This is a genomic window from Hathewaya massiliensis (assembly GCF_902143515.1).
GTDB lineage: Bacteria > Bacillota > Clostridia > Clostridiales > Clostridiaceae > Hathewaya > Hathewaya massiliensis.
Genome location: NZ_CABFVD010000001.1, coordinates 71756 through 91950 on the forward strand (window position 1 = coordinate 71756; position 20195 = coordinate 91950).

Sequence of the window (20195 nt, forward strand, 5' to 3'; positions counted from 1 at the left end):
ACTTCACCCCATTATAATAAATTTGAAAACATTCTTGCTATGGCTTCTAAAAATTTTATAATTAAATTTGTATTTTCAAAGTATTCCTTATCTAATATAACACTTTTTTTTATATCTTCCAAAAAAGCTTTTTCTAATTTAAAAGTAGTTTCCACATCGTATATAACTGTATTTATTTCATAATTTAATTCAAAGCTCCTAACATCCATATTGGCAGTACCTACCATGCTTATTTCTCCGTCTATGGTTATTACTTTTGAGTGAATAAATGAATTCTTATCATAAAAGTATATTTCAACTCCATAGCTTATAAGTTCAGCAAGATAGGTCCTAGAAGCATAATAAACATGGAAATGATCATACTTCCCAGGAAATATTATTTTTATATCTATTCCACCTAGGGCAGCTATTTTAAGTGCTGTCATTATACTTTCCGTAGGTATAAAATATGGTGTTGTTATATAGATATGCTTTTTAGCCCTTCCTATCATCATAACCAAAGTCTGCATTATAGAAGGATTTTCAGAATCTGGCCCTGATTTTGCTATTTGCAATATACTGCCATTACCATTAAACTCTTGAAAATAATCTTCTACATAACCCTTATAACCAAAATCCTTTTTTAAAATTTTTTTTATCCTACAAAAATCATGGATAAATACAGCTTGAAGTCCTAGTACACAATCTCCTTCTATCATAAGATGTGTATCTCTCCAAAATCCTAGTTTACCTTTTCCTAAATATTCATCCCCTATATTTATGCCTCCTATAAATCCTATCTTTCCATCTATTATAACTATTTTTCTATGATTTCTATAATTTATTTGTGTATTTATAAATCTTAATATGGGAGCTAAAAAGTAAGTATAAAAAACCACATCTGCCCCAGCTTTCCTTAACTTTTCTACATACCTTTTTTTAAACTTTATAGACCCTACCTTATCTAATATAAGTCTAACTTCTACTCCTTCTCTAGCTTTTTTTTCTAGTATATTTATTATTTCCTTACCTATATTATCGCTTTTAAAAATATAATATTCAAGATGAATATGGTGTTCAGCCTTTAAAAGTTCTCTTTTTAATGATTCAAATTTTTCTTTTCCATTATTAAAAACCTCTACTTTATTTTTATAAAACACTGGTGAACTACTGCTATTTTGTAGCAGTGTCATAAGTTCTAAATATTTATTTTCAGGAATTGCCTTTTTATATGCCATCATTAATTCTTCTGAGAAATCAAAATTATCATCCCTTAGTTTATTTTTCTTCCAATTCCTTCCTAAAAATATATATAATATTAATCCCAAGGGAGGAAAGAGTATAAATATTAATAACCAAGCTATAGTTTTCTCTGGCCTTCTTCTCTCTAAAATAACTATAATAAGAGCTATTACTGCATTTATAATAATAAATTTATATATGGCACTATTAAAATATATCATAGCGTCCTCCTAAGGCTTATAAGTTTATCCCATGATATGGTCCCTGTATAAGAATTTTTAAGCTTCAGTAAGAATAAAAACCCACTGAAAACTAGTAACTCTCTTTAGATTATTATTTTTCCCTTAAGACAATATTTTATATATAATTTTGCAAAATTAAAAAGTCACCAAAAGCTTATGCTTTTAGTGACTCTTTAGAACTACCTTCGAAGCCTGTATAAATCTATATAAAGATTATAACTTCGTAACGTTAGCAGCTTGAGGTCCTCTTTCACCTTCAACTACTTCGAATTCAACCTTTTGACCTTCTTCTAAAGCTTTAAATCCATCTCCTTGTATAGCTGAGAAATGAACGAATACGTCTTTTTCTCCTTCTACTGATATGAATCCAAATCCTTTTTCTGCGTTAAACCATTTAACAATACCTATTTTCATATAAAAAATCCTCCAAAAAATAAAAATACTAATAATGAACAAGTCATTATAGTTGTATTCTATCATATTTTAGTCTTTATTTCAATATATCAATATATCAATTAAAATATACTCTATACAAAACAGGCTATATTTATTTCAATAAAAATACTTATAAATCACTATATTATAACCTTAAAAATTTTTTAAACTCTAAGTTCTTTAAAAAAGTAAGGTTTTATACTTTAATTTCTCTTGATATGTGGAAATTATCTCTATTTATAAGTTATAATTATATGACAGAAAGGAGTTATTTTTATGAAAAAAATAGGAATGAGAAATATAAAAACATCTATAGCAGTATTTATCTGCATTATATCCCTTAGATTTTTTAATATTAGCTTCCCATTCTATGCCTGTATTGCTGCCATAATAACTATGGAAAAAACCATATATAATTCTTTTAAAACAGGGAAAAATAGAGTAATAGGCACTACTATAGGTGCTTTAATTGGAATGGTGTTTTCATTAATTCTACCAGGGAATCCAATTTTAATAGCTATAGGAATCTCTCTTACCATATACCTTTGTCACATTTTGGGTTATAAGAAATCCATCTCCATTGCTTGTGTGGTGTTTATTGCCATATCAGTAAACTTAAAGGGTGGAAGTCCAATAACCTATAGCATAAACAGACTTTTGGAAACCCTTTTTGGAATCATGGTGGCCGTATTAGTTAATTACTTTGTATCTCCACCTAATTTAAGAAAGCAAATATATGATTCTAGTAGCAAAATACATAAAGATTTAATCTTACTTTGTGGAGAGGATTTTTATAAACCTAATAGAGAAAACTTATCTATATTATATAAACATATAAAAGCCTTAGAAGAATCTATATCAGCTTATGAAGAGGAATATAAAGGTCCTAGTGATAATTTAAGCCTTAAAAGATATGAAGAGGGCATTGAACTATTTTATAAACTATATATCCATCTTAGAATAGTTGAAAATATAAAAAATAAAGTAAGTATGCCTAAGGAAACTTACGAAAAAATAAATGATTTAGCTAGTATACCCTATAAAGATATTTCTAGTTATAAAGATGAAAATTTGGAAGTTGTATTTAAATATCATATGGATAAAATAAATGAAATACTTCATTCCCTAGATAATATTAACATGTTATAAAATAGAAAGGATGTTTATATGACTAAAGAATTTTTTAAAGGAAGTACTATGTTAGACCCCCTTCCTGTAACCCTAATAACTTCAAAATATAATAATAAAGTAAATGTGTTTACAGCAGCATGGATTGGTATTGTGTGTACAAAACCTCCTATGCTTTCCGTCTCTATACGCCCTGAAAGATTATCTTATGATTATATTAAATCTACTGGAGAATTTGTGGTAAACTTACCTAGTAAATCCCTTGCAAAAATAGTGGATTTCTGTGGAGTTCGTTCCGGAAGGGATATAGATAAAATTGAAAAATTTAATCTTCCTCTAGGAGAAAGTAAAAACGTTCTAGTACCATATATTGAAAGTTGTCCTATAAATATTGAGTGTAAGGTTCATAATATTATTCCTTTAGGTTCTCATGACATGTTTATAGCTAATATAGTTGGTATACATGTGGATAGCTCCCTTAAAGACTCTAATGGAAAAATACACTATGAAAATGCAAGACTTCTTTCCTATTGTCACGGTGAATACTATACACTTCCTAAAGTTTCAGAAGGTAAATTTGGATATTCAGTTCAAAAAAAGAAAAAATCTAGGACATCAAGAAATACTAAAAACAAAAGAGATTAAAAATAAAAAGTTACTTGAAATCTTTTTAGAGACTTCAAGCAACTTTTTATTTTATACCTATTTATTAGATTTATTTTGTGTTTATTTCTTTTATTTTATACTTACTCTCTTATTTTATATTTACTTCTTTAATATTATTCTAGCAGGTATGCCTACTGCTGTTGCCTCATCTGGAACATCTTTTAACACTACGGCATTTGCACCAATTTTTACACCTTTTCCCAAGGTTATAGGCCCTAAAACCTTGGCCCCACTTCCAACTATAACATCATCCTTTAGGGTTGGGTGCCTTTTTCCGTGATCCTTCCCAGTTCCTCCAAGTGTAACTCCTTGATATAGAGTAACATTATCACCTATCTCAGTGGTCTCTCCAATTACAACTCCCATACCATGATCTACAAAAAAGCCTTTTCCTATCTTCGCACCAGGATGAATTTCAATGCCCGTTAAAAGCCTAGCTATTTGAGATAAAAGTCTAGATAAGAAAAATAATTTTTTGTTATATAGAAGGTGAGTTATTCTATATATTATTAAAGCATGAATTGAAGGATATAACAAAAACACTTCTAATTTATTTCTAGCCGCCGGATCTTTTTTTAAAACATTTTCTAAATCATACATTAAAGTTTTAAACATCTGTACACCCCCCCTTTTTTTATTTTATAAAATAAAAAACCTCATCTCTTTAGAGATGAAGTTCCCTTCATTATTCCACTCCAATTAAATCAAAGCCTTTTAAGACACTTCCTATGCCCTAGTATTATAACGGATACTGCCGATGTAGCCTACTAAATTTCGGTACATAACTCCAAAGTGCACTTCAAATAAACTTCTATTTAAAAATCCTCTCAGCTAAAAGATTTTCTCTCTGTAAACTCCATTTATTTTACTTTCCTTTTTCATAGCCTCTATTATATAACTATTACAATATCATACTATATAATATTACAATTTAACATATTTGTCTACATTTATTTTTGAAGTTCCCAAATATATTTTCCCTTCTTATCTACATACCCAATTTTAGTTCCTAATTGAACTTCTCCTAAAGAACTAAAAAAACTAAAGACCTCGTCAAATTTAGGTTCTACAATAGAGTTTTCTTCCATATCTATATATCCCCAGTGCTCTCCATTCATAACCCCTAGAACCTCTTCTGAAATATAGTCTACATCATCATACTTTAAGTTTATTATTACTTTTCCTTCTCTATCTATATAACCATACTTGTCATCTTTACATACAACTGCTCTTCCATCTATAAAATCTTCTGCTGAATCAAAAATTAAATCTATAACCACTTCCCCATTTTTATTTATATATCCCATTTTATGATTAATTTCAACTGCAGCAAGCCCCTCACTAAATTCTCTAGCTGTATAAAACTTCCCTTTTATTTTTACCTCACCTGATTTATCTATATATCCATATTTACTACCTATGGCAATAGGTGCCAAACCTTCACTGAAATTACCTGCATAATCATATATAGGTGAAATAATCATATTTCCTGACCTATCTATATATCCTAATTTTCCTCCTACCTGAACCAATGCCACTTCCTCATTAAAATCATAAGCATCCATAAAGGAAGGTTTTATAATTTCCTCTCCTTTTTCATTTATATACCCCCAATTGTATGCTTTTTTAACAGCACAAAAACCCTCACTAAAACTTCTTATATCATCATATATATTATTACATAAAATTTCTCCCTTAATATTAATAACACCCTTTTTACCCTCACTCATATAAGAAACCAAATCTTTATATATAAATTCTAAATGTTCAAAGCTTGGCTTTATAATATATTCCCCTTCTTTATTTATAACACCATATTTTTCTTCAAAAGATACTACCGCAAAATCATTTTGAAATTGCTCTCCAAAATTAAACCTTGGTTCAATTATTATTTTACCAGTGCAATCTATGTATCCAAACTTCTTATTTTTCTTAATTAAATATAATTCATTATTTTTTGAGTCCAAAATAATTCCTCCTTTATAGTCCTTATATTTATTATATTACATTTTCTATTATTTTATAGTATATTTTTATAATAATATTATATTTATATTTTATCACATTGAAATTTGTTTTATAATAAGTCTTATAGTATAGTAAATTATCACTATAAGTTTCACAGTGTAAAGACTTTACACTAACATAAGTTTTTAGGAGGTAAAAATTATGAAAAAAGAATTTAGAGAAGTTCCTATTAGAAAAAATATAGCCTTAGTTGCTCATGATAACAAGAAAAAAGAATTACTAGAATGGGTTAATGATAATAAGGAAATTTTATCTGAACATAATCTTTTTGCAACTGGAACCACTGGAAGTATAATTGCTAAAGAAACAGGCTTACCTATAAAATCTTTTAAAAGTGGTCCTTTAGGTGGAGACCAACAACTAGGTGCTACCATAGTAGATTTCGGCCTTGATATCCTAATATTCTTTTGGGATCCATTAGAGTCTCAGCCACACGATCCTGATGTAAGGGCACTTCTTAGAATAGCAACACTTTATAATATACCTTGTGGAACAAATAAAGCCACATCAGATTTTATAGTTTCTTCACCTTACATGAATGAAACTTATACGCTAGAATTATATGATCATGCTGAATACTATAATAGAAATGTAAAATTAAAATAAAGGGGTTTCTAAGCTTCATAGGGAGTTTTTACTCCCGTGGATACTTAGAAACCCTTATCTATGTATAATTCATTTAAGTAATCCTAACTTGATTTTTTCTAATACTATATTATAATTACTTTGGAAATAATCAATTTGAAAGAGGTGAGCACTTGAAATATTTAAGAGAATTAGCAATTATTTTTTCCTTTTGCATCCTAGGAGAATTAGTTAAACTTCTTTTTAATCTTTCAGTACCAAGTAATGTTATAGGTATGCTTTTACTTTTACTAGCACTTTGTACTGGCATTGTAAAGCTTAATATGATTGAAAAAACTAGCAACTTACTTTTAGAACATCTACCCTTTTTATTTATTCCTGCAGGTGTAGGGCTTATAACTTGTTTTGATACTATTAGAAAAAACTTAGTTAGCTTTGGCGCAATAATCATTGTGTCTACCATTGTAGTTATTGTTGTGACTGGACTAACTATTGAACTTTTCATGAGGAGGAGTAAAAGTGAATTCCATAATTAATAATCCTATTTTCGGTATTACTATTTCTCTAATAGCCTTTGAAATAGGATGCTTCTTATTTAAAAAAACTAAAAATCCCTTATTTAACCCCCTATTAATTGGTATAGCTTTGGTTATTACATTTTTAAAATTAACAAATATAAGCTTAGAGTCTTATAATATTGGTGGAAAATACATTTCATTTTTATTAGGTCCTGCTACGGTTATATTGGCAGTACCCCTTTATAAAAAACTTGAACTTTTAAAAAAACATATAGTTCCTATATTCATTGGAATAACAACGGGTACTTCAATAGGTATAATTTGCATTATAGTTTTAAGTAAATTATTTAAAATTGATAAAGAGCTTATGTTTTCTTTAGTGCCAAAATCCATAACAACTCCTATAGGAATGGAAGTTTCAAAACAACTTGGTGCAAATACTGCTATTACTGTTGCAGCTATAATTATTACTGGTATATTAGGATCAATTATAGGTCCTCTAATCTGCAATATGTGCAAAATTAAAAATAAAATTGCAGTTGGTATATCACTGGGAACTGCATCTCACGCCATGGGAACTGCAAAAGCTTTAGAGTTAGGGGAAACAGAAGGTGCTATGGGTGGACTAGCTATCGCTATATCTGGCTTGTTAACAGTGTTCTTAGCTCCATTAATTGTAAAGCTTTTTTAGGATAATTATTAATTCTTAAAAGTTAATAATTATATTAGCAAGAAAGTTAAAGATAGAAAAATAATTATTAACTAATAAAAAATAACAAGAGCCCTCAGTTAAATATAGCTCTTGTTATTTTTATCTTTTATATATTTATATAAAATTTAATACATAATACAAAAACAATATATAGGTCGACACTCTAAATTGATCAAATTTAAATTCAATAGTAACTTTACTTTTAAAATGGACTTTGCACATGATATATTTCTCTTTAACTTGATATTCTACATATTGTTATCCATACATATATCTAAAAACTTATTTAATCCACTTTCAATCTCCTTTTTCTGTTCCTCTGTTAAAGGTCCTCTCCCCATTCTATCGCAAAGTGATAGTAAATATATCTCCTTTGGATTAACCTCTTTTTTCATAGTTTCTATATCTTTAAAAGGTAAATCTTTTATTACAAATAAGGGTTCCATATGCCATCTAATTATAGCTTTTACTTTCTTTATAAAATCCTTATCCTCATTAAAAAACCCTAAAAATTCTTCAGCCATCTCTGAACCTATTTTTTCATGATTATAAGCAGTTATTTTTCCTTTTCTTACTTTAGTGGCTTTTATCTTCCCAATATCATGAAGCAATGCTCCCCACATAAAGGCTCTTTTATCTTCACTTTCCTCTTTTTTTCCTGCTGCTAGATCTAAAACTTCCATAGTATGATTAAAAACATTTCCTTCAGGATGATACTTAGGTTCTTGCTCTATGTTTTCTAATTCCCCTATAAATTTCAAAGGGTACTGTGATTTTTTAAGTTCTTCCTTAATTTTATTTATATATAAAGAAGGTTTATCACTATGCAGAATTTCCCTATCAATTTCCTTATAAAGTTCCGTTATGTCCATTAATTTTCACTTCCTTTATAATATTTAGTCTATTTTATATTAAGATTTATTAGACAATTTTATCCATATGATGGTTGCGTAATCACGTATTATTAAAATACCACTCTAAATTCTGAAGGACTTAAAGTCCTAAATTCATATCCCATTGATTTTAATTCTTTTATTATTTCTGGCAGCGCTTCTACAGTTGTATTTTTTCTACCACTATCATGCATAAGAACTATAGCCTTATTTAAATTGATACTATTATTAAGTACGGAATCTACTATTTTATCCTTATCTTGAAGGGGTACAGATGCATCTGTAGAATCTACGTTCCAATCAAAGTATGCATAGTTTTTTTCATCCATATGTCGTGTAAGTTCTTTCATTATTTTTTTCCCACCATAATTATGGCTTACTGTATTATTACTTCCTCCTGGAAATCTTAAAATATTAGGTTCAACTCCAGTGGTTTCTTTAATTAGATTTTGAAGTTTATAAAAATCCTTTATAAAGTTTTCTTTATTTCTATATATATATCTGTAATTATGTGAATAAGTATGGTTTCCTATAGCATTTCCTTCATTGGTTATTCTTTTATAAATAGCCTTACAATATTCTGTGTTAGAACCATTAACAAAAAACGTAGCATTAATATTATTTTCCTTTAATATATCTAAAATCTTACTAGTGTTACTGGAAGGTCCATCATCGAAGGTTAAATAAACTATTTTTTTATTATTAGAATTCTCTTCTCTTAGTCTTGATTTTTTTTCTTCTTCTATTTTCTTTTTTTTAAGCTTTTCTTTTTCAATTTCATCTTTTAATTTCCTCTTATTTTTAGAGATCTTATCTAGGTCCTTTTTAAGCTTTTCATTATTTTCTTCTTCTAATTGTATACTCTCTCTTAGGGCATATATTCTAGCTCTATTATCAAAAATACTATATACTAAAAATGATTGAAGTATAATTGCAATTATTAGTAAAACCCTAACTAAGTTTTTCCTCATTGGTAATCACACCTTTATATAAATTACTTTAGCTCTTTGTATGTTTTATCTAATTTTTTTAATTCTTGTTCCTCACTATATTTCTTTCGATCTAATTTTTCTGAATTAAGTTGTGCTTTATTTTCTCTATCTTTAAGAACTTTAATTTCATCTTGTTGTCTATATAATATAACTGAAAATACTAGACATAAACAAAGTAAAATTATGCTGAACTTTAGTTCCCACCGCTTCAATTTTTCACCTCCTTCCTTTAGCTGCTAAATATACTTATATAAATATATCTTCTTTTTAACATGTAGGAAATTAAAATGTACTTATCCATTAATAGATAAACCTTTTTACTAATAAATCTAATGTTATTTAAATGATATTTTAAACTATACTGATAAACTTATTATTTACAATAAAAAAATAAATATAAAATTTTTCGACAAAAAAGAACACCATTTTATACCATAGCATAGAATTTTCAAATTATTCTATTGAAAATTCTTTATACTATAAATATAAATAAGTGTTCTTTAAAAATAATGCCTTAAAAAATTTCAAACTACTAATTTTTCTTCCTTTACCTGTTGCAAAACCTTCTTATAAAGTTTTTCTACATTCAAGCCAAAATTTTTACTTGAATATTCCTCAGCTTTAATTACACTATTTTCTTTTAATTCGATTAATCCTTCTTCTTTATAGAAAATTTTATCTATATATTCTACAAACTCTTCTTCATTATTATAGGTATAACCATTGTATCCATTTATAACTAACCCCTCAACACACTGATCCCATCTACATAGTATTGGAAGCCCACTAGCTAAAGCCTCTATATATGTTAATCCCTGTGTTTCACTAGTTGAAGCTGTAGCAAATAAATCTCCTAGTTTATAGTACTTATATACATCAGAGCTCTCTACCATTCCTGTAAAGAATACTCTCTCTTCTATATTTAAAGATTTAACTAAGTCTTTTAGTACTTCTAAATATGGTCCTCCACCTACTATAATTAAACTAATGTCCCTGGTTTTACATACCTTACTATAAAAACTAATTACCTCTTCTATGTTTTTTTCTTCTGCTATTCTTCCAACATATATAATCTTTTTACCTGTTTTAGGTATTCCATGTTTCTCTAATAAACCATCTATCTCTTCTTGTGAAACCTTAGTACCAAATTTCTCTACATCTATTCCTGTAGGAATAATAGAAATATTAGTAGTAATACCATAGGATTTTAAAGTCTCACTTACTTTTTTAGTTGGAGTTATTACACCTTCTAAAGGGTTTAATAAAGCAGATGTTACCTTTGCTGCAGTACTTTTGCTAATAAGCTTTCCTCCAAGTACATAATGCAAATAATCCTCATACATAGTATGGTATGTATGTATCTGAGGAATGTTTAATTTCTTTGATATAATTCGTGATAAAACCATTGTGGTAAATTCTGTTTGAGAGTGTATTATATCCGGTTTCCATTCTAGAATTTCATCTGTAATTGAATTAAAGAATGGACTACCTATTCTAGCTCCTGGATATATTTTAAGCCCTGCAGACCTAATATAATATACGTCACCCTCAACTCTTGATTTGTGACGTTCAGAAAGGGTTAATACTCTAACATCATGTCCTAAATTCTTAAGTTCTTTATATAAATTGTACGTAGAAATAACAACACCATTTACCATTGGAAAGTACGTATCAGTTGTTATTAATATCTTCATGAAATAACAACCTCCTATCTAAAATCTTAATACTAATAAATGTTAACAAGTTTTTATTAGTATAATAATAGCATATAAATATTAAATTTAATCAATGTATACTCTTAAATTTACCTTAAATTTTCCTTAAAGCTCATTTTTTATGATTAATGTCCTAATTATATTATTGCCTTAGTTATATTATTATCCCCATGAAATTTAAATATACTTTTTTAATTTTCGTATAATAAAACATAATATAACTATAATTTTATCCTTATTTGTAATGTTATATTTATTAAAAGTATAAAAAAAGTTAGTACATAATATAATCTACTAACTTTTTATTTTAAAAGAAAAACCCACTATCCTTTCATTAAATTATGTAATGTATCAATAGCACTACTAATGAATTCTCTTTCATCAAATTTTTCACTTATATCATTATCACTTATTTTCAATATACTTAAAACATCTTTATATTTCCTTATAATCAAGGTTTTTGCATATAACTCAATTAATCGTTCTTCTGTTTTAGATAAACTTATTTTAGAAGTGTATCCATCTAGTATTGCTTCATATGTATTTTCATCATAACAAAGTTTTATAACAGCCAAATCATGTATCCTCCAACCATATGCACAGTGATCAAAATCGAATATTGTTAGATTTCCCTTATAATCTAAATGTATATTAGAAGGATTTAAATCGCCATGTATTATACCATATGCATCACTATTAACAGGTAATTCTTGTAACTCTCTATATAAATATTTTGCATAAGGCATAAAAAAGTTAAGACTCTCAAATTTATGTTTACTGCAATATTGTTTCAGCATTTCAATTGGTTCAATTATAAGATAATTAAGATCTATCTTATATCTATAATGCTTACTTTTAAATTCATTTGATACTTTATGTAAGTTTGCAATATTTTCTCCAAAGCACAATGCTAAATTACTATCCAATGAAGTATTGATCTGTTCTCCTTCTGCAAATGAAAACATTGCTATAAATCTTTTTTCTTTATTATATAAAAATTCACTTAAAAATAAGCCCTCTTTATTTCTAAGTGAAGAAGATACAGGTACATTTTTTGAAGCAAGAAACGAAAGCAAATCTAACTCAAATTTGAAATCATTTTTATCATAAATATAATATTTATTGTTTAAATATACTCTTAAAATATATTTATGATTTTTAGTCTGTATTAAATAATGATCATTAAAACTTCTGCGAATAAACTTGCAATCAAAAGGTTCATAAATGCCATAAAAATTTGTTATTATTTTTTTTAATTTATCAGTATCCATAATTATATTTGTAAGCATCAAAATCTATCCCCTATTCTTTTATAACTACTTTATAACTATTATACTATAATTAATATTATTTTTTTCTCCCCTTCAATAAACAGATTTCTAAGATTAAGAGGAAATCTTTACTCCTCTTAAGCTTAGAAATCTTTATCCATTTATCCCTGTTATCCAAACTTACATAAAAATATAATAATAAAAAATAAAAAAAGCTGGTAAACACTTACCAACTTTTAAAATATTACTGTTATACTCACAGTAACTTCTCTGGCAGGGGCACGAGGACTTGAACCCGGAACCAACGGTTTTGGAGACCGCTACTCTACCAATTGAGCTATACCCCTAAATTTCTTATGACACTTTAGTATTTTAACATATATTTAATTTTTGTCAACAAGAAATTTTATACGATGACTATCCGCTGTAATACTACCATTGTATAAATTATTTAATATAAGCTTTAAAGTTTCTGTAAAAGCCCTATTTTCTTCTTCTGACCCCACAGTTACTCTTAGAAATTCTCCATAAAATTCACTAACACTAATACTGTTTTCTTTAAGTTTAGATGCTATTTCCTTTGCTGAAACTGCTTTAATATAGAAAAAGTTTGCATAGGAAGGATATACTTTAAAAAGCTCTCCTCCAAAGTCTTTTTCCATTTGTTTTAATTCTTTCCTAAAGCTTTCTTTTAAAGAAATCAATAAGTTTACACTTTCTTTCATTAATTCAGTATTTTTTAGGGCTACTTCTCCAATTTTTTGAGAAATGGAATTTACATTAAAAGGTGCTTTTACTTTTTTAATATTTTCTATTAACTTTTTGTTACTTATTAAAAAACCAATTCTTAGGGAAGCTAGTCCAAAAGCTTTTGAGAGGGTTCTAAGTATTATTAAATTTTCATATTCATTTATATAATTAACTAAGGTTTTGCCATAAAACTCAAAGTATGCCTCATCTACTACAATAACGGTGTTTTTTAAGTTCTCTATGATTTTAATTATATCCTCTTCTTCTATAACCTTTGATGTAGGATTATTAGGATTAGAAAAAATAAATAATTTCACCTTATTTTTCTTTGCAAAATTTATTAAATGTTCTACATCAAAGGAAATCTCCTGCTCTTCCAATTCATATTTAATAACTCGTGCTTCAATTATATTTCCATAAAGATTATACATGCCAAAATCCGGATTTAAGGTTAATAATGTGTCACCTTTACTTAATAAACTATTTGTTATAATTTGAATTAATTCATCTGAACCATTACCTACCATAACCTCTTCAAAAGAAACCCCTGAATAACTTGAATAAAGTCTGCGTAATTCTATACAACTAGATGAAGGATATCTATTAAAATCTATAGCTAAAATCTCCTTTTGAACTTCATTTAATAAATATTTCCCTATAATATCAAAGCCTTCATTTGCATTTAATTTTACTCCATATTTAGTTTCATCTGCTTTATATGGATTTATATTTTCTAGTTTTGAATTCAACACTAAATCTTTCAAAGTTACTTCCCCCTTGTATAATGTAGTCATAACATTCAATAGAAAACTATCTATTATTCTAACGAACATTACAACAAATCTTTTTTATTATTGTTCTAATTATTTTGCCCGATAGGGCGTTCATTTCATATCTAAATTAAGTTTTCTATTAAATCTAAATTGAAACCTATACCGTTAAATTTTTTGATATAATATCTCCTGAATAGAAGATAGATGGTTTCCCCCTGGGAAGTGGCTCTATCGAGTCATTTATACCCGTGAATTAGCGTATCATTCCATCAGTGAGAACTCTATGTTTAGCTGGTTGGGTTTCCTTTTAGGAATTACCCGTGTCACAAACAAGGTTATAGAATCACTGATAGAAATGGAATATTTATTCTATCTCAAAAATAAAGGAGATAATAAACATGAGTAAATTTTTTTATAGACCAACAGTAGGAATTGATGTGTCAGCAGATTTTTCAGTAGTGGCTATTTTAGCACCTGACGGTGAAATTTTTAAGAAGCCTTTTAAGATTAATCATAATAGAGATGGTTTTGATTACCTAGTAGATCAAATAAAAAAAGCGGAAAAAGAGTTTAACATGAAAACCGGCATTTTCATGGAATCTACTGGTGTTTATCACCTTACTCTTTTCCACTTTCTTAAAGATAAGTTCGAAACATTTATCTTTAATCCACTCATTACTAATAGTAACAAAAATAGTGGAATAAGAAAAGTAAAAAATGATAAACGTGATGCAATATCCATCGCTACAATAGGCAAATTTCAATCTGTTAAATGCTCTTCTGCATTCGATGTTGAAATTTATACCTTGAAATCTCTCTGTAGAGACTACTATAAATTAACAGATACCAAATCTACTTATAAGAAAAAATTATCTACTGACTTAAGGGTTATTTTTCCTGGATATAATTCCGTATTTTCAAATATTACGTGTAAAACTTCTTTGACTATACTCAAGCAATATAGTAGTCCACAAGCCATTCTTGATGAAGATAGAGATACTTTGATAGAAATTATTTCTCGTAACTCAAGAAAAGGACTAATCTATGGTGAAAACCTTTATGAAAAACTGATTTCTATTGCCCAAGAAGCACTCTATATCGGCATAAAATCATCTAGCTTATTTATAAAAATCACCAATACAATTTCATTGATAGAAACTCTAGAAACTCAACTTGAAAATTTACTGAAGGAAATACACTCATTTATAAAAAGCCATAGGCTCTCAGAAACATTTGTGAAAAACATGCAATTGATATATTCAATACCTGGTATTGGTGAATTGACTGCAATAACCATAATGAGTGAAATCGGTAATATCAACGGTTTTCTTAAGCCTAAGCATTTAATTGCGTATTTTGGTATCGATCCTTCTGTTAGTCAATCAGGCAAGTTCAACAGTGATAAAAATAGAATGTCTAAGCGTGGTACCAGGATTGGACGCCGTGCCTTATATGCTGCCGCATTAGCATCCGTAAGAACCAATAAAAATGGTGAACCTATCAATGAAGTTCAATGAAGTTTTGCTTAAATACTACAAAGAAAATCTTAAAGGTAAAAAGAAAAAAGTAGCTTTAGGTGCTGTGATGAACAAACTAATCAAATACATATTCTCAGTTCTAAAAAATCAGAAACCTTATGAAATTAGAGATTCTAAAATACATGAGAAGATGTATCTACAAAATCAATTAAAAACAGCAGCCTAGTCGGCTAAAACCTTAACAGCGAATTCAAGCTATTGTTCGTATATTTACAATAGTTAGCTTTGCTATACCTTTAATCAGTTTTTACTTTTTTAAAAAAACTATTGACTATTACTAGCTGGTCTTCACTTTATTTATCTAGTTTTAAATACTTTACCATATTATATATATACTTTACAATGTTTCATTTTTTTGTTCTAATACTTTATTATTCTCTTGGTTAAATTAATATTGAAATATGATTTTTTAAGGAGGTTTTAATATGCATAATAATAAAAACCATATGAAAACAAAGGAAAAGAGTAACGCTGAACTTAGAAAGATGTTTCCAAGGGATGGTGCTGATGTTGGAATAGAAAATGGTGTTAAAATTGATTCAAATGGTGATAAATTCACTAAACATTCAAAGCTTTCTCATAATAAATAGGCGATCTTTTTCATAATAAGATGTTTAATCTATTTATTAAACATCTTAAATTATAATATTAACTCCAAAGAGGTTTTCCCTTTGGAGTTAATACAATTTCTAATATCCAAGTTGTCTTAAAACACATCCTTCAAAGGCATTAATACAATTTTCTTTGCAGTAATTTAATATTTCTTCACTTCCTGCACCTGGTTGAATTAAAACATTTTTAATTCCCATTTCATGTGCTTCCTTCATTATTTCAATTCCTGACTTTGGATTTATACATAAATCTATAACTTCAATTTTGTAATTTACTGCTTTAAGGGAAATAAATGACTCTTCCCCATTTCCTCTAGGATTTACTCCAACTACATTATACTTTTCATTTTTTAAAGCATTTAAAATCCTATAGGCATATTTAGTTTCATTATTCACATCTCCAACTACAACCCAATTTTTGTACTCAAATAGTTCATTAATACTCATAATATCACCCCTGTTTATTTAATGTACAAGATATACAGCCTCTTGTCATACTATACTATAATAATTTAATTCATATGGTTTTGTTGCTTAATATAAAGTTCATGTTATCTTATATTATGTTTATTTTAAATATTTAAACTAAAAGTTCGTTTCTATGTTTTTTAAATTTCTAAAAAGTTCCTTGACTTAGTAGTTTAATATTAGTATAATGGTAAACATATTAAAAGTAAATATAGTGGACGGTTGATGATAGAGGCGCCGTATTTATGAGTAATACTATGGAGGTAAGCACAATGAAGTAGTATGAAAGGAACTATGGCCGAAGTGTACAATCAATGCTTTGAGATTGTATAGCTGGTTTTACATAAAATATGTGTAAGACTGTCACAAATATCATAATTAATTTGTGAAGAGCTATCCTAAAACTTATTCATATTAATTTATTAGTATAAATTTAACTTTATATCTATTTAAATTTGTGAAATAAGCCCTAGGATTTCTCCTAGGGCTTTTGTTTTTTTATCCCCTAAAATCACTTCCTCTTAACCTTCCACTAACTAAAAAGAGGAGGAATCTTTCATGAAAAATTCCATTAAAAATTCATCAAAAAGTTTTTTTATTTTTGCTTTATCACTTTGCTTCTTTAACTTGTTAAATTCAAGTCTAGTTTTAGCTAGTGAACTAAGTAAACCTGAAGTAAATGCACAAAAATTCGGTTTTCTCACTCTATTACCACCAATAATAGCTATTGTTTTAGCTTTTATATTTAAAAATGTTGTAATTTCTCTTTTCCTTGGATTACTTGTAGGTGGTTTTTTATTAAGTCTTAATGGGTTTAACATATTCCCTGCAATAATTAATTCATTTACTATGATTGTTCATTATTTGCTTAATTCTTTAGCTGATCCTTGGAATGCAGGTATTATACTTCAATGTTTAACAATTGGTGGGCTTATATCTCTTATCTCTAAAATGGGTGGAACAAAAGCCGTAGCAGAAGCCCTTGCAAAAAAAGCAAAAACACCAAGAAGTACTCAAATAGTAACTTGGCTTTTAGGAATTTTAGTATTTTTCGATGACTATGCTAACTCTTTAATCGTAGGTCCTATTATGAGACCTGTATGTGATAACATGAAAGTTTCAAGAGAAAAGTTATCGTTTATTGTAGATTCCACAGCTGCCCCTATTTCTGGTATAGCAGTTATATCTACTTGGATAGGATATGAACTTAGTTTAATAAAAGATGGTTTTTCAGCTATAGGAGTTAAGGAGAACTCTTATAATATATTTATTCAAACTATTCCTTATAGATTTTACAATATTTTAATCCTTGCATTTATAGTTATTTCAGCTATATTACTAAGGGAATTTGGTCCTATGTATAAAAGTGAATATAGAGCTAGAACTACTGGGGAAACTTTGAGACCAGGATCAAGCCCTCTTTCTTCAGAGGATAAAAGTATGGAGCCTAAGGAAGGAATTAAGCTTAGCATTTGGAATGCTATAACTCCTATCCTAGTTTTAATTATAAGTTCTTTTATTGGATTTTATTTTAATGGTTATAATGCTATAATGTCTGGAGATAATAAAGAATATATAAATTTACTTAAGACTGCTCCAACGTCTTTTTCAGCTATTCAAGCAACTTTTGGACAATCAGATGCTAGTATAGTACTTTTTTCCTCTGCATTATTTTCAAGTATTGTAGCTATGATTATGGGATGTACTCAAAAAATATTTACTTTAGGCGAGGCAATTGAAACTTGGATAGAAGGAATGAAATCTTTAATAATCACAGGAGTTATATTACTTCTTGCTTGGTCTTTAAGTAGTATAATAAAGGAATTAGGTACTGCCCCTTACTTAGTATCTATTCTTTCTAAGACTAAAATGCCTACTTTTATACTTCCTAGTATAGTTTTTATATTATCTGCTATAATATCTTTTGCAACAGGAACTTCTTATGGAACTATGGGTATACTAATGCCCCTTACCATACCTCTATCATATGCTTTAAATGCAGATCACAATTACGTTGTGCTATGTATTAGTGCCATACTAACTGGAAGTATATTTGGAGATCATTGTTCTCCTATTTCAGATACAACCATTTTATCTTCTATGGGTTCTAGTTGTGATCACCTAGACCATGTTAGCACTCAACTTCCTTATGCTTTAGTAGTAGGTGCTATTTCAGTGTTATTTGGATATATTCCATCAGGTTTAGGTATGCCTATTTATTTAACTTTACCTATATGTTTAATTATAGTATTTCTTGTTCTTAAGTTTATAGGAAAACCTGTACCTAATGGTTTAGAGGCTTCTGTTGATCCAGATGCTTCTCTTAACTTAGAATTTTCAAAGTGTGACTTAGAATCCACTAAATAAATATATAAAAGCTTCAGAGAGAGTTTTTACTCCCGCTGAAGCTTTTATTATTGACATTGTTAGATAGAATGTTGATATAATGGTTACTTAATCAAATATCAGCAAGTTTTTAATTATTTATGTGTTCCTAATTATTAGTTCTGTATCCAAAATTACTTGTTTACACTTAATTGTAATTCCTTCTATCATATCTATTAACATATGACAGGATTCTTTTCCAATTTGATAAATTGGTTGTGACACAGTAGTTAACTCAGGTTCAAACATGCTAGAAATATTTATATTATCATATCCAATTACATTTACTTCCTTAGGTATACTTATACCAGACTTAATTAAAGTCTTAATACCGTTGCATAAAACTTATAAAAAGTTATAAATATATAAATTTTACTTGTGTTATTCATTACTAAATAACATTTCCTGTTCATAGAATCCTATTTTAAATAATTTATTCTACTCTAGTTTGGTGTGATTCTCCAAGGACTTAAATTCCCCCACAACGCAGGGTACATATAGCATAATTTTTGTAAACACCAATTATGCTATTTTATAATTACCAAGATAAATTTCTTCTCTTTTTTATTTGCTTCATATTTTCTTGATACTTGTCTTTGTAATCTTTTTAATTTCTTTTTAGGCTTTCTAATTTTTACAGACTTATTAATATTTTTTATTGGTTTATCTAAAGAATTCACTATGGCTAAATTAGATACTCCTAAATCAATTCCAATAGATAAATCCTTATCTAACTCAACTTGATTTTCGTTGTGCTCAAATCCTAATGTTAAATACCAATACTTTCCGTCAAAATAGCATCTAGGGTTAATATAAAGTTTTCTCCCATTTTGAAAGTCCCCAGTTGTAAGCAAACCTTGCGCATCCTACGGATTTAAACATTAATATTTCTTGTTCATTAGTGGGCTTTAATCTTATTTTTATTGCCTTTATCAAATTTTCACCTCCCTTCCATTATTATTATTTCCTAATTATTAAAGGATATAATGGAATTGAGGTAATTTAAAAAGATTACTAATAATTTTATATATTTATAACTCCTTACAAGTTTTATGCCTCATTCACTTAGTGTCGCTAGTACTAAGCAGTTCTCAAAGTCTTGTAAAACTTATGAACTTCTCATACTTTCATATGAGCGTAGACTATATCATCACCTAATGGTGTCCTCCACTTCCACTACCAATGGCTTGTAGTGTACTCCCATCACGGGATAGTCGTTGAAGTTTCCCCTTTTCGAGGCTTACCTGCTGATTGCCCATTATCA

At 28.1% G+C, this 20195-nt stretch carries 20 protein-coding genes, 1 tRNA gene, 2 pseudogenes and 1 riboswitch; of the genes and pseudogenes, 8 read left to right on the forward strand and 15 right to left on the reverse strand.

Annotated elements, in window-relative coordinates; translation table 11 throughout:
• Window positions 1-11 precede the first annotated feature (11 nt).
• Together cls and FNZ64_RS00355 are read right to left on the reverse strand one after the other, a co-directional pair.
• Window positions 12-1439, reverse strand: coding sequence for a cardiolipin synthase (gene cls / locus FNZ64_RS00350; protein ID WP_423244928.1), 1428 nt, complete (start codon window positions 1437-1439; stop codon window positions 12-14).
• A gap of 237 nt (window positions 1440-1676) precedes the next feature.
• Entirely contained in the window at window positions 1677-1877 is a 201-nt protein-coding gene (locus tag FNZ64_RS00355; RefSeq protein WP_142412899.1) for a cold-shock protein, read from the reverse strand.
• Window positions 1878-2174: 297 nt separating this feature from the next.
• Here FNZ64_RS00355 and FNZ64_RS00360 point away from each other — a divergent pair, with 297 nt between their 5' ends.
• Both FNZ64_RS00360 and FNZ64_RS00365 read left to right on the forward strand, forming a co-directional pair.
• On the forward strand, window positions 2175-3047 hold the full coding sequence (locus FNZ64_RS00360) for an FUSC family protein (protein ID WP_142412900.1): 873 nt from the start codon (window positions 2175-2177) through the stop codon (window positions 3045-3047).
• Window positions 3048-3065: 18 nt separating this feature from the next.
• Window positions 3066-3671 carry a flavin reductase family protein gene (locus FNZ64_RS00365; RefSeq protein WP_142412901.1) on the forward strand — a complete coding sequence of 202 codons (606 nt, stop codon included), beginning with the start codon at window positions 3066-3068 and terminating at the stop codon, window positions 3669-3671.
• A 120-nt stretch (window positions 3672-3791) separates the two neighbouring features.
• Here FNZ64_RS00365 and epsC read toward each other — a convergent pair whose 3' ends face one another.
• Together epsC and FNZ64_RS00375 are read right to left on the reverse strand one after the other, a co-directional pair.
• Complete coding sequence (gene epsC / locus FNZ64_RS00370; protein WP_142412902.1) at window positions 3792-4307, reverse strand: serine O-acetyltransferase EpsC; 516 nt, start codon at window positions 4305-4307, stop codon at window positions 3792-3794.
• Between the two features lie 335 nt (window positions 4308-4642).
• Window positions 4643-5659: a WG repeat-containing protein gene (locus FNZ64_RS00375; protein WP_142412903.1), complete on the reverse strand. Its 1017-nt coding sequence runs from the start codon at window positions 5657-5659 to the stop codon at window positions 4643-4645.
• A 202-nt stretch (window positions 5660-5861) separates the two neighbouring features.
• Between FNZ64_RS00375 and FNZ64_RS00380 the strand changes: the two genes are divergently transcribed.
• From FNZ64_RS00380 to FNZ64_RS00390, 3 genes are all read left to right on the forward strand, one after another.
• On the forward strand, window positions 5862-6326 hold the full coding sequence (locus FNZ64_RS00380) for a methylglyoxal synthase (protein ID WP_142412904.1): 465 nt from the start codon (window positions 5862-5864) through the stop codon (window positions 6324-6326).
• Window positions 6327-6478: 152 nt separating this feature from the next.
• Window positions 6479-6841 carry a CidA/LrgA family protein gene (locus tag FNZ64_RS00385; RefSeq protein ID WP_142412905.1) on the forward strand — a complete coding sequence of 121 codons (363 nt, stop codon included), beginning with the start codon at window positions 6479-6481 and terminating at the stop codon, window positions 6839-6841.
• Window positions 6825-7514, forward strand: coding sequence for an LrgB family protein (locus FNZ64_RS00390; RefSeq protein ID WP_142412906.1), 690 nt, complete (start codon window positions 6825-6827; stop codon window positions 7512-7514). Before FNZ64_RS00385 ends, FNZ64_RS00390 begins: the two co-directional genes overlap by 17 nt.
• Window positions 7515-7783: 269 nt before the next feature.
• Here FNZ64_RS00390 and FNZ64_RS00395 read toward each other — a convergent pair whose 3' ends face one another.
• The 7 genes from FNZ64_RS00395 to hisC form a co-directional block, all read right to left on the reverse strand.
• Complete coding sequence (locus FNZ64_RS00395; protein WP_142412907.1) at window positions 7784-8407, reverse strand: HDIG domain-containing metalloprotein; 624 nt, start codon at window positions 8405-8407, stop codon at window positions 7784-7786.
• 92 nt (window positions 8408-8499) lie between these two features.
• A complete protein-coding gene (locus FNZ64_RS00400; protein WP_142412908.1) occupies window positions 8500-9399 on the reverse strand; it encodes a polysaccharide deacetylase family protein in 900 nt (299 codons plus the stop codon).
• A 23-nt stretch (window positions 9400-9422) separates the two neighbouring features.
• Window positions 9423-9632, reverse strand: coding sequence for a hypothetical protein (locus FNZ64_RS00405; RefSeq protein WP_142412909.1), 210 nt, complete (start codon window positions 9630-9632; stop codon window positions 9423-9425).
• 312 nt (window positions 9633-9944) lie between these two features.
• A complete protein-coding gene (locus FNZ64_RS00410) occupies window positions 9945-11114 on the reverse strand; it encodes a glycosyltransferase family 4 protein (RefSeq protein WP_142412910.1) in 1170 nt (389 codons plus the stop codon).
• A 344-nt stretch (window positions 11115-11458) separates the two neighbouring features.
• Window positions 11459-12424 carry a phosphotransferase gene (locus tag FNZ64_RS00415; RefSeq protein ID WP_243129191.1) on the reverse strand — a complete coding sequence of 322 codons (966 nt, stop codon included), beginning with the start codon at window positions 12422-12424 and terminating at the stop codon, window positions 11459-11461.
• 253 nt (window positions 12425-12677) lie between these two features.
• Window positions 12678-12753, reverse strand: a tRNA-Trp gene (locus tag FNZ64_RS00420).
• A 36-nt stretch (window positions 12754-12789) separates the two neighbouring features.
• On the reverse strand, window positions 12790-13920 hold the full coding sequence (gene hisC, locus FNZ64_RS00425; protein ID WP_185903628.1) for a histidinol-phosphate transaminase: 1131 nt from the start codon (window positions 13918-13920) through the stop codon (window positions 12790-12792).
• Between the two features lie 407 nt (window positions 13921-14327).
• Here hisC and FNZ64_RS00430 point away from each other — a divergent pair.
• Window positions 14328-15633: pseudogene (locus FNZ64_RS00430) on the forward strand (IS110 family RNA-guided transposase).
• Window positions 15634-15892: 259 nt separating this feature from the next.
• On the forward strand, window positions 15893-16057 hold the full coding sequence (locus FNZ64_RS14565) for a hypothetical protein (RefSeq protein ID WP_185903629.1): 165 nt from the start codon (window positions 15893-15895) through the stop codon (window positions 16055-16057).
• A 99-nt stretch (window positions 16058-16156) separates the two neighbouring features.
• On the opposite strand, the gene FNZ64_RS00435 is transcribed toward FNZ64_RS14565, so the two are convergent.
• Window positions 16157-16525 carry a CoA-binding protein gene (locus FNZ64_RS00435; protein ID WP_142412913.1) on the reverse strand — a complete coding sequence of 123 codons (369 nt, stop codon included), beginning with the start codon at window positions 16523-16525 and terminating at the stop codon, window positions 16157-16159.
• A 242-nt stretch (window positions 16526-16767) separates the two neighbouring features.
• Window positions 16768-16950: riboswitch (Lysine riboswitch) on the forward strand.
• Between the two features lie 154 nt (window positions 16951-17104).
• Between FNZ64_RS00435 and FNZ64_RS00440 the strand changes: the two genes are divergently transcribed.
• Window positions 17105-18913, forward strand: coding sequence for a Na+/H+ antiporter NhaC family protein (locus tag FNZ64_RS00440; RefSeq protein ID WP_142412914.1), 1809 nt, complete (start codon window positions 17105-17107; stop codon window positions 18911-18913).
• A gap of 117 nt (window positions 18914-19030) precedes the next feature.
• Here the strand turns inward: FNZ64_RS00440 and FNZ64_RS00445 are convergent, their stop codons facing one another.
• From FNZ64_RS00445 to FNZ64_RS15185, 3 genes and pseudogenes are all read right to left on the reverse strand, one after another.
• Window positions 19031-19261, reverse strand: coding sequence for a substrate-binding domain-containing protein (locus FNZ64_RS00445; RefSeq protein WP_142412915.1), 231 nt, complete (start codon window positions 19259-19261; stop codon window positions 19031-19033).
• A 215-nt stretch (window positions 19262-19476) separates the two neighbouring features.
• A pseudogene (locus FNZ64_RS00450) lies at window positions 19477-19746 on the reverse strand (RNA-guided endonuclease InsQ/TnpB family protein); the annotation flags it as partial.
• Window positions 19739-19813, reverse strand: coding sequence for a helix-turn-helix domain-containing protein (locus FNZ64_RS15185; RefSeq protein WP_479723884.1), 75 nt, complete (start codon window positions 19811-19813; stop codon window positions 19739-19741). The pseudogene FNZ64_RS00450 and the gene FNZ64_RS15185, both read right to left, overlap by 8 nt.
• Window positions 19814-20195: the final 382 nt, after the last annotated feature.

Excerpts from the sequence above, each read along its gene's own strand:
- FNZ64_RS00355 (WP_142412899.1), bottom strand. The coding sequence starts at position 1,877 with ATGAAAATAGGTATTGTTAAATGGTTTAACGCAGAAAAAGGATTTGGA.
- FNZ64_RS00360 (WP_142412900.1), top strand. The coding sequence starts at position 2,175 with ATGAAAAAAATAGGAATGAGAAATATAAAAACATCTATAGCAGTATTT.
- FNZ64_RS00365 (WP_142412901.1), top strand. The coding sequence starts at position 3,066 with ATGACTAAAGAATTTTTTAAAGGAAGTACTATGTTAGACCCCCTTCCT.
- epsC (WP_142412902.1), bottom strand. The coding sequence starts at position 4,307 with ATGTTTAAAACTTTAATGTATGATTTAGAAAATGTTTTAAAAAAAGAT.
- FNZ64_RS00380 (WP_142412904.1), top strand. The coding sequence starts at position 5,862 with ATGAAAAAAGAATTTAGAGAAGTTCCTATTAGAAAAAATATAGCCTTA.
- FNZ64_RS00395 (WP_142412907.1), bottom strand. The coding sequence starts at position 8,407 with ATGGACATAACGGAACTTTATAAGGAAATTGATAGGGAAATTCTGCAT.
- FNZ64_RS00400 (WP_142412908.1), bottom strand. The coding sequence starts at position 9,399 with ATGAGGAAAAACTTAGTTAGGGTTTTACTAATAATTGCAATTATACTT.
- FNZ64_RS00410 (WP_142412910.1), bottom strand. The coding sequence starts at position 11,114 with ATGAAGATATTAATAACAACTGATACGTACTTTCCAATGGTAAATGGT.
- FNZ64_RS00415 (WP_243129191.1), bottom strand. The coding sequence starts at position 12,424 with ATGCTTACAAATATAATTATGGATACTGATAAATTAAAAAAAATAATA.
- FNZ64_RS14565 (WP_185903629.1), top strand. The coding sequence starts at position 15,893 with ATGCATAATAATAAAAACCATATGAAAACAAAGGAAAAGAGTAACGCT.
- FNZ64_RS00435 (WP_142412913.1), bottom strand. The coding sequence starts at position 16,525 with ATGAGTATTAATGAACTATTTGAGTACAAAAATTGGGTTGTAGTTGGA.
- FNZ64_RS00440 (WP_142412914.1), top strand. The coding sequence starts at position 17,105 with ATGAAAAATTCCATTAAAAATTCATCAAAAAGTTTTTTTATTTTTGCT.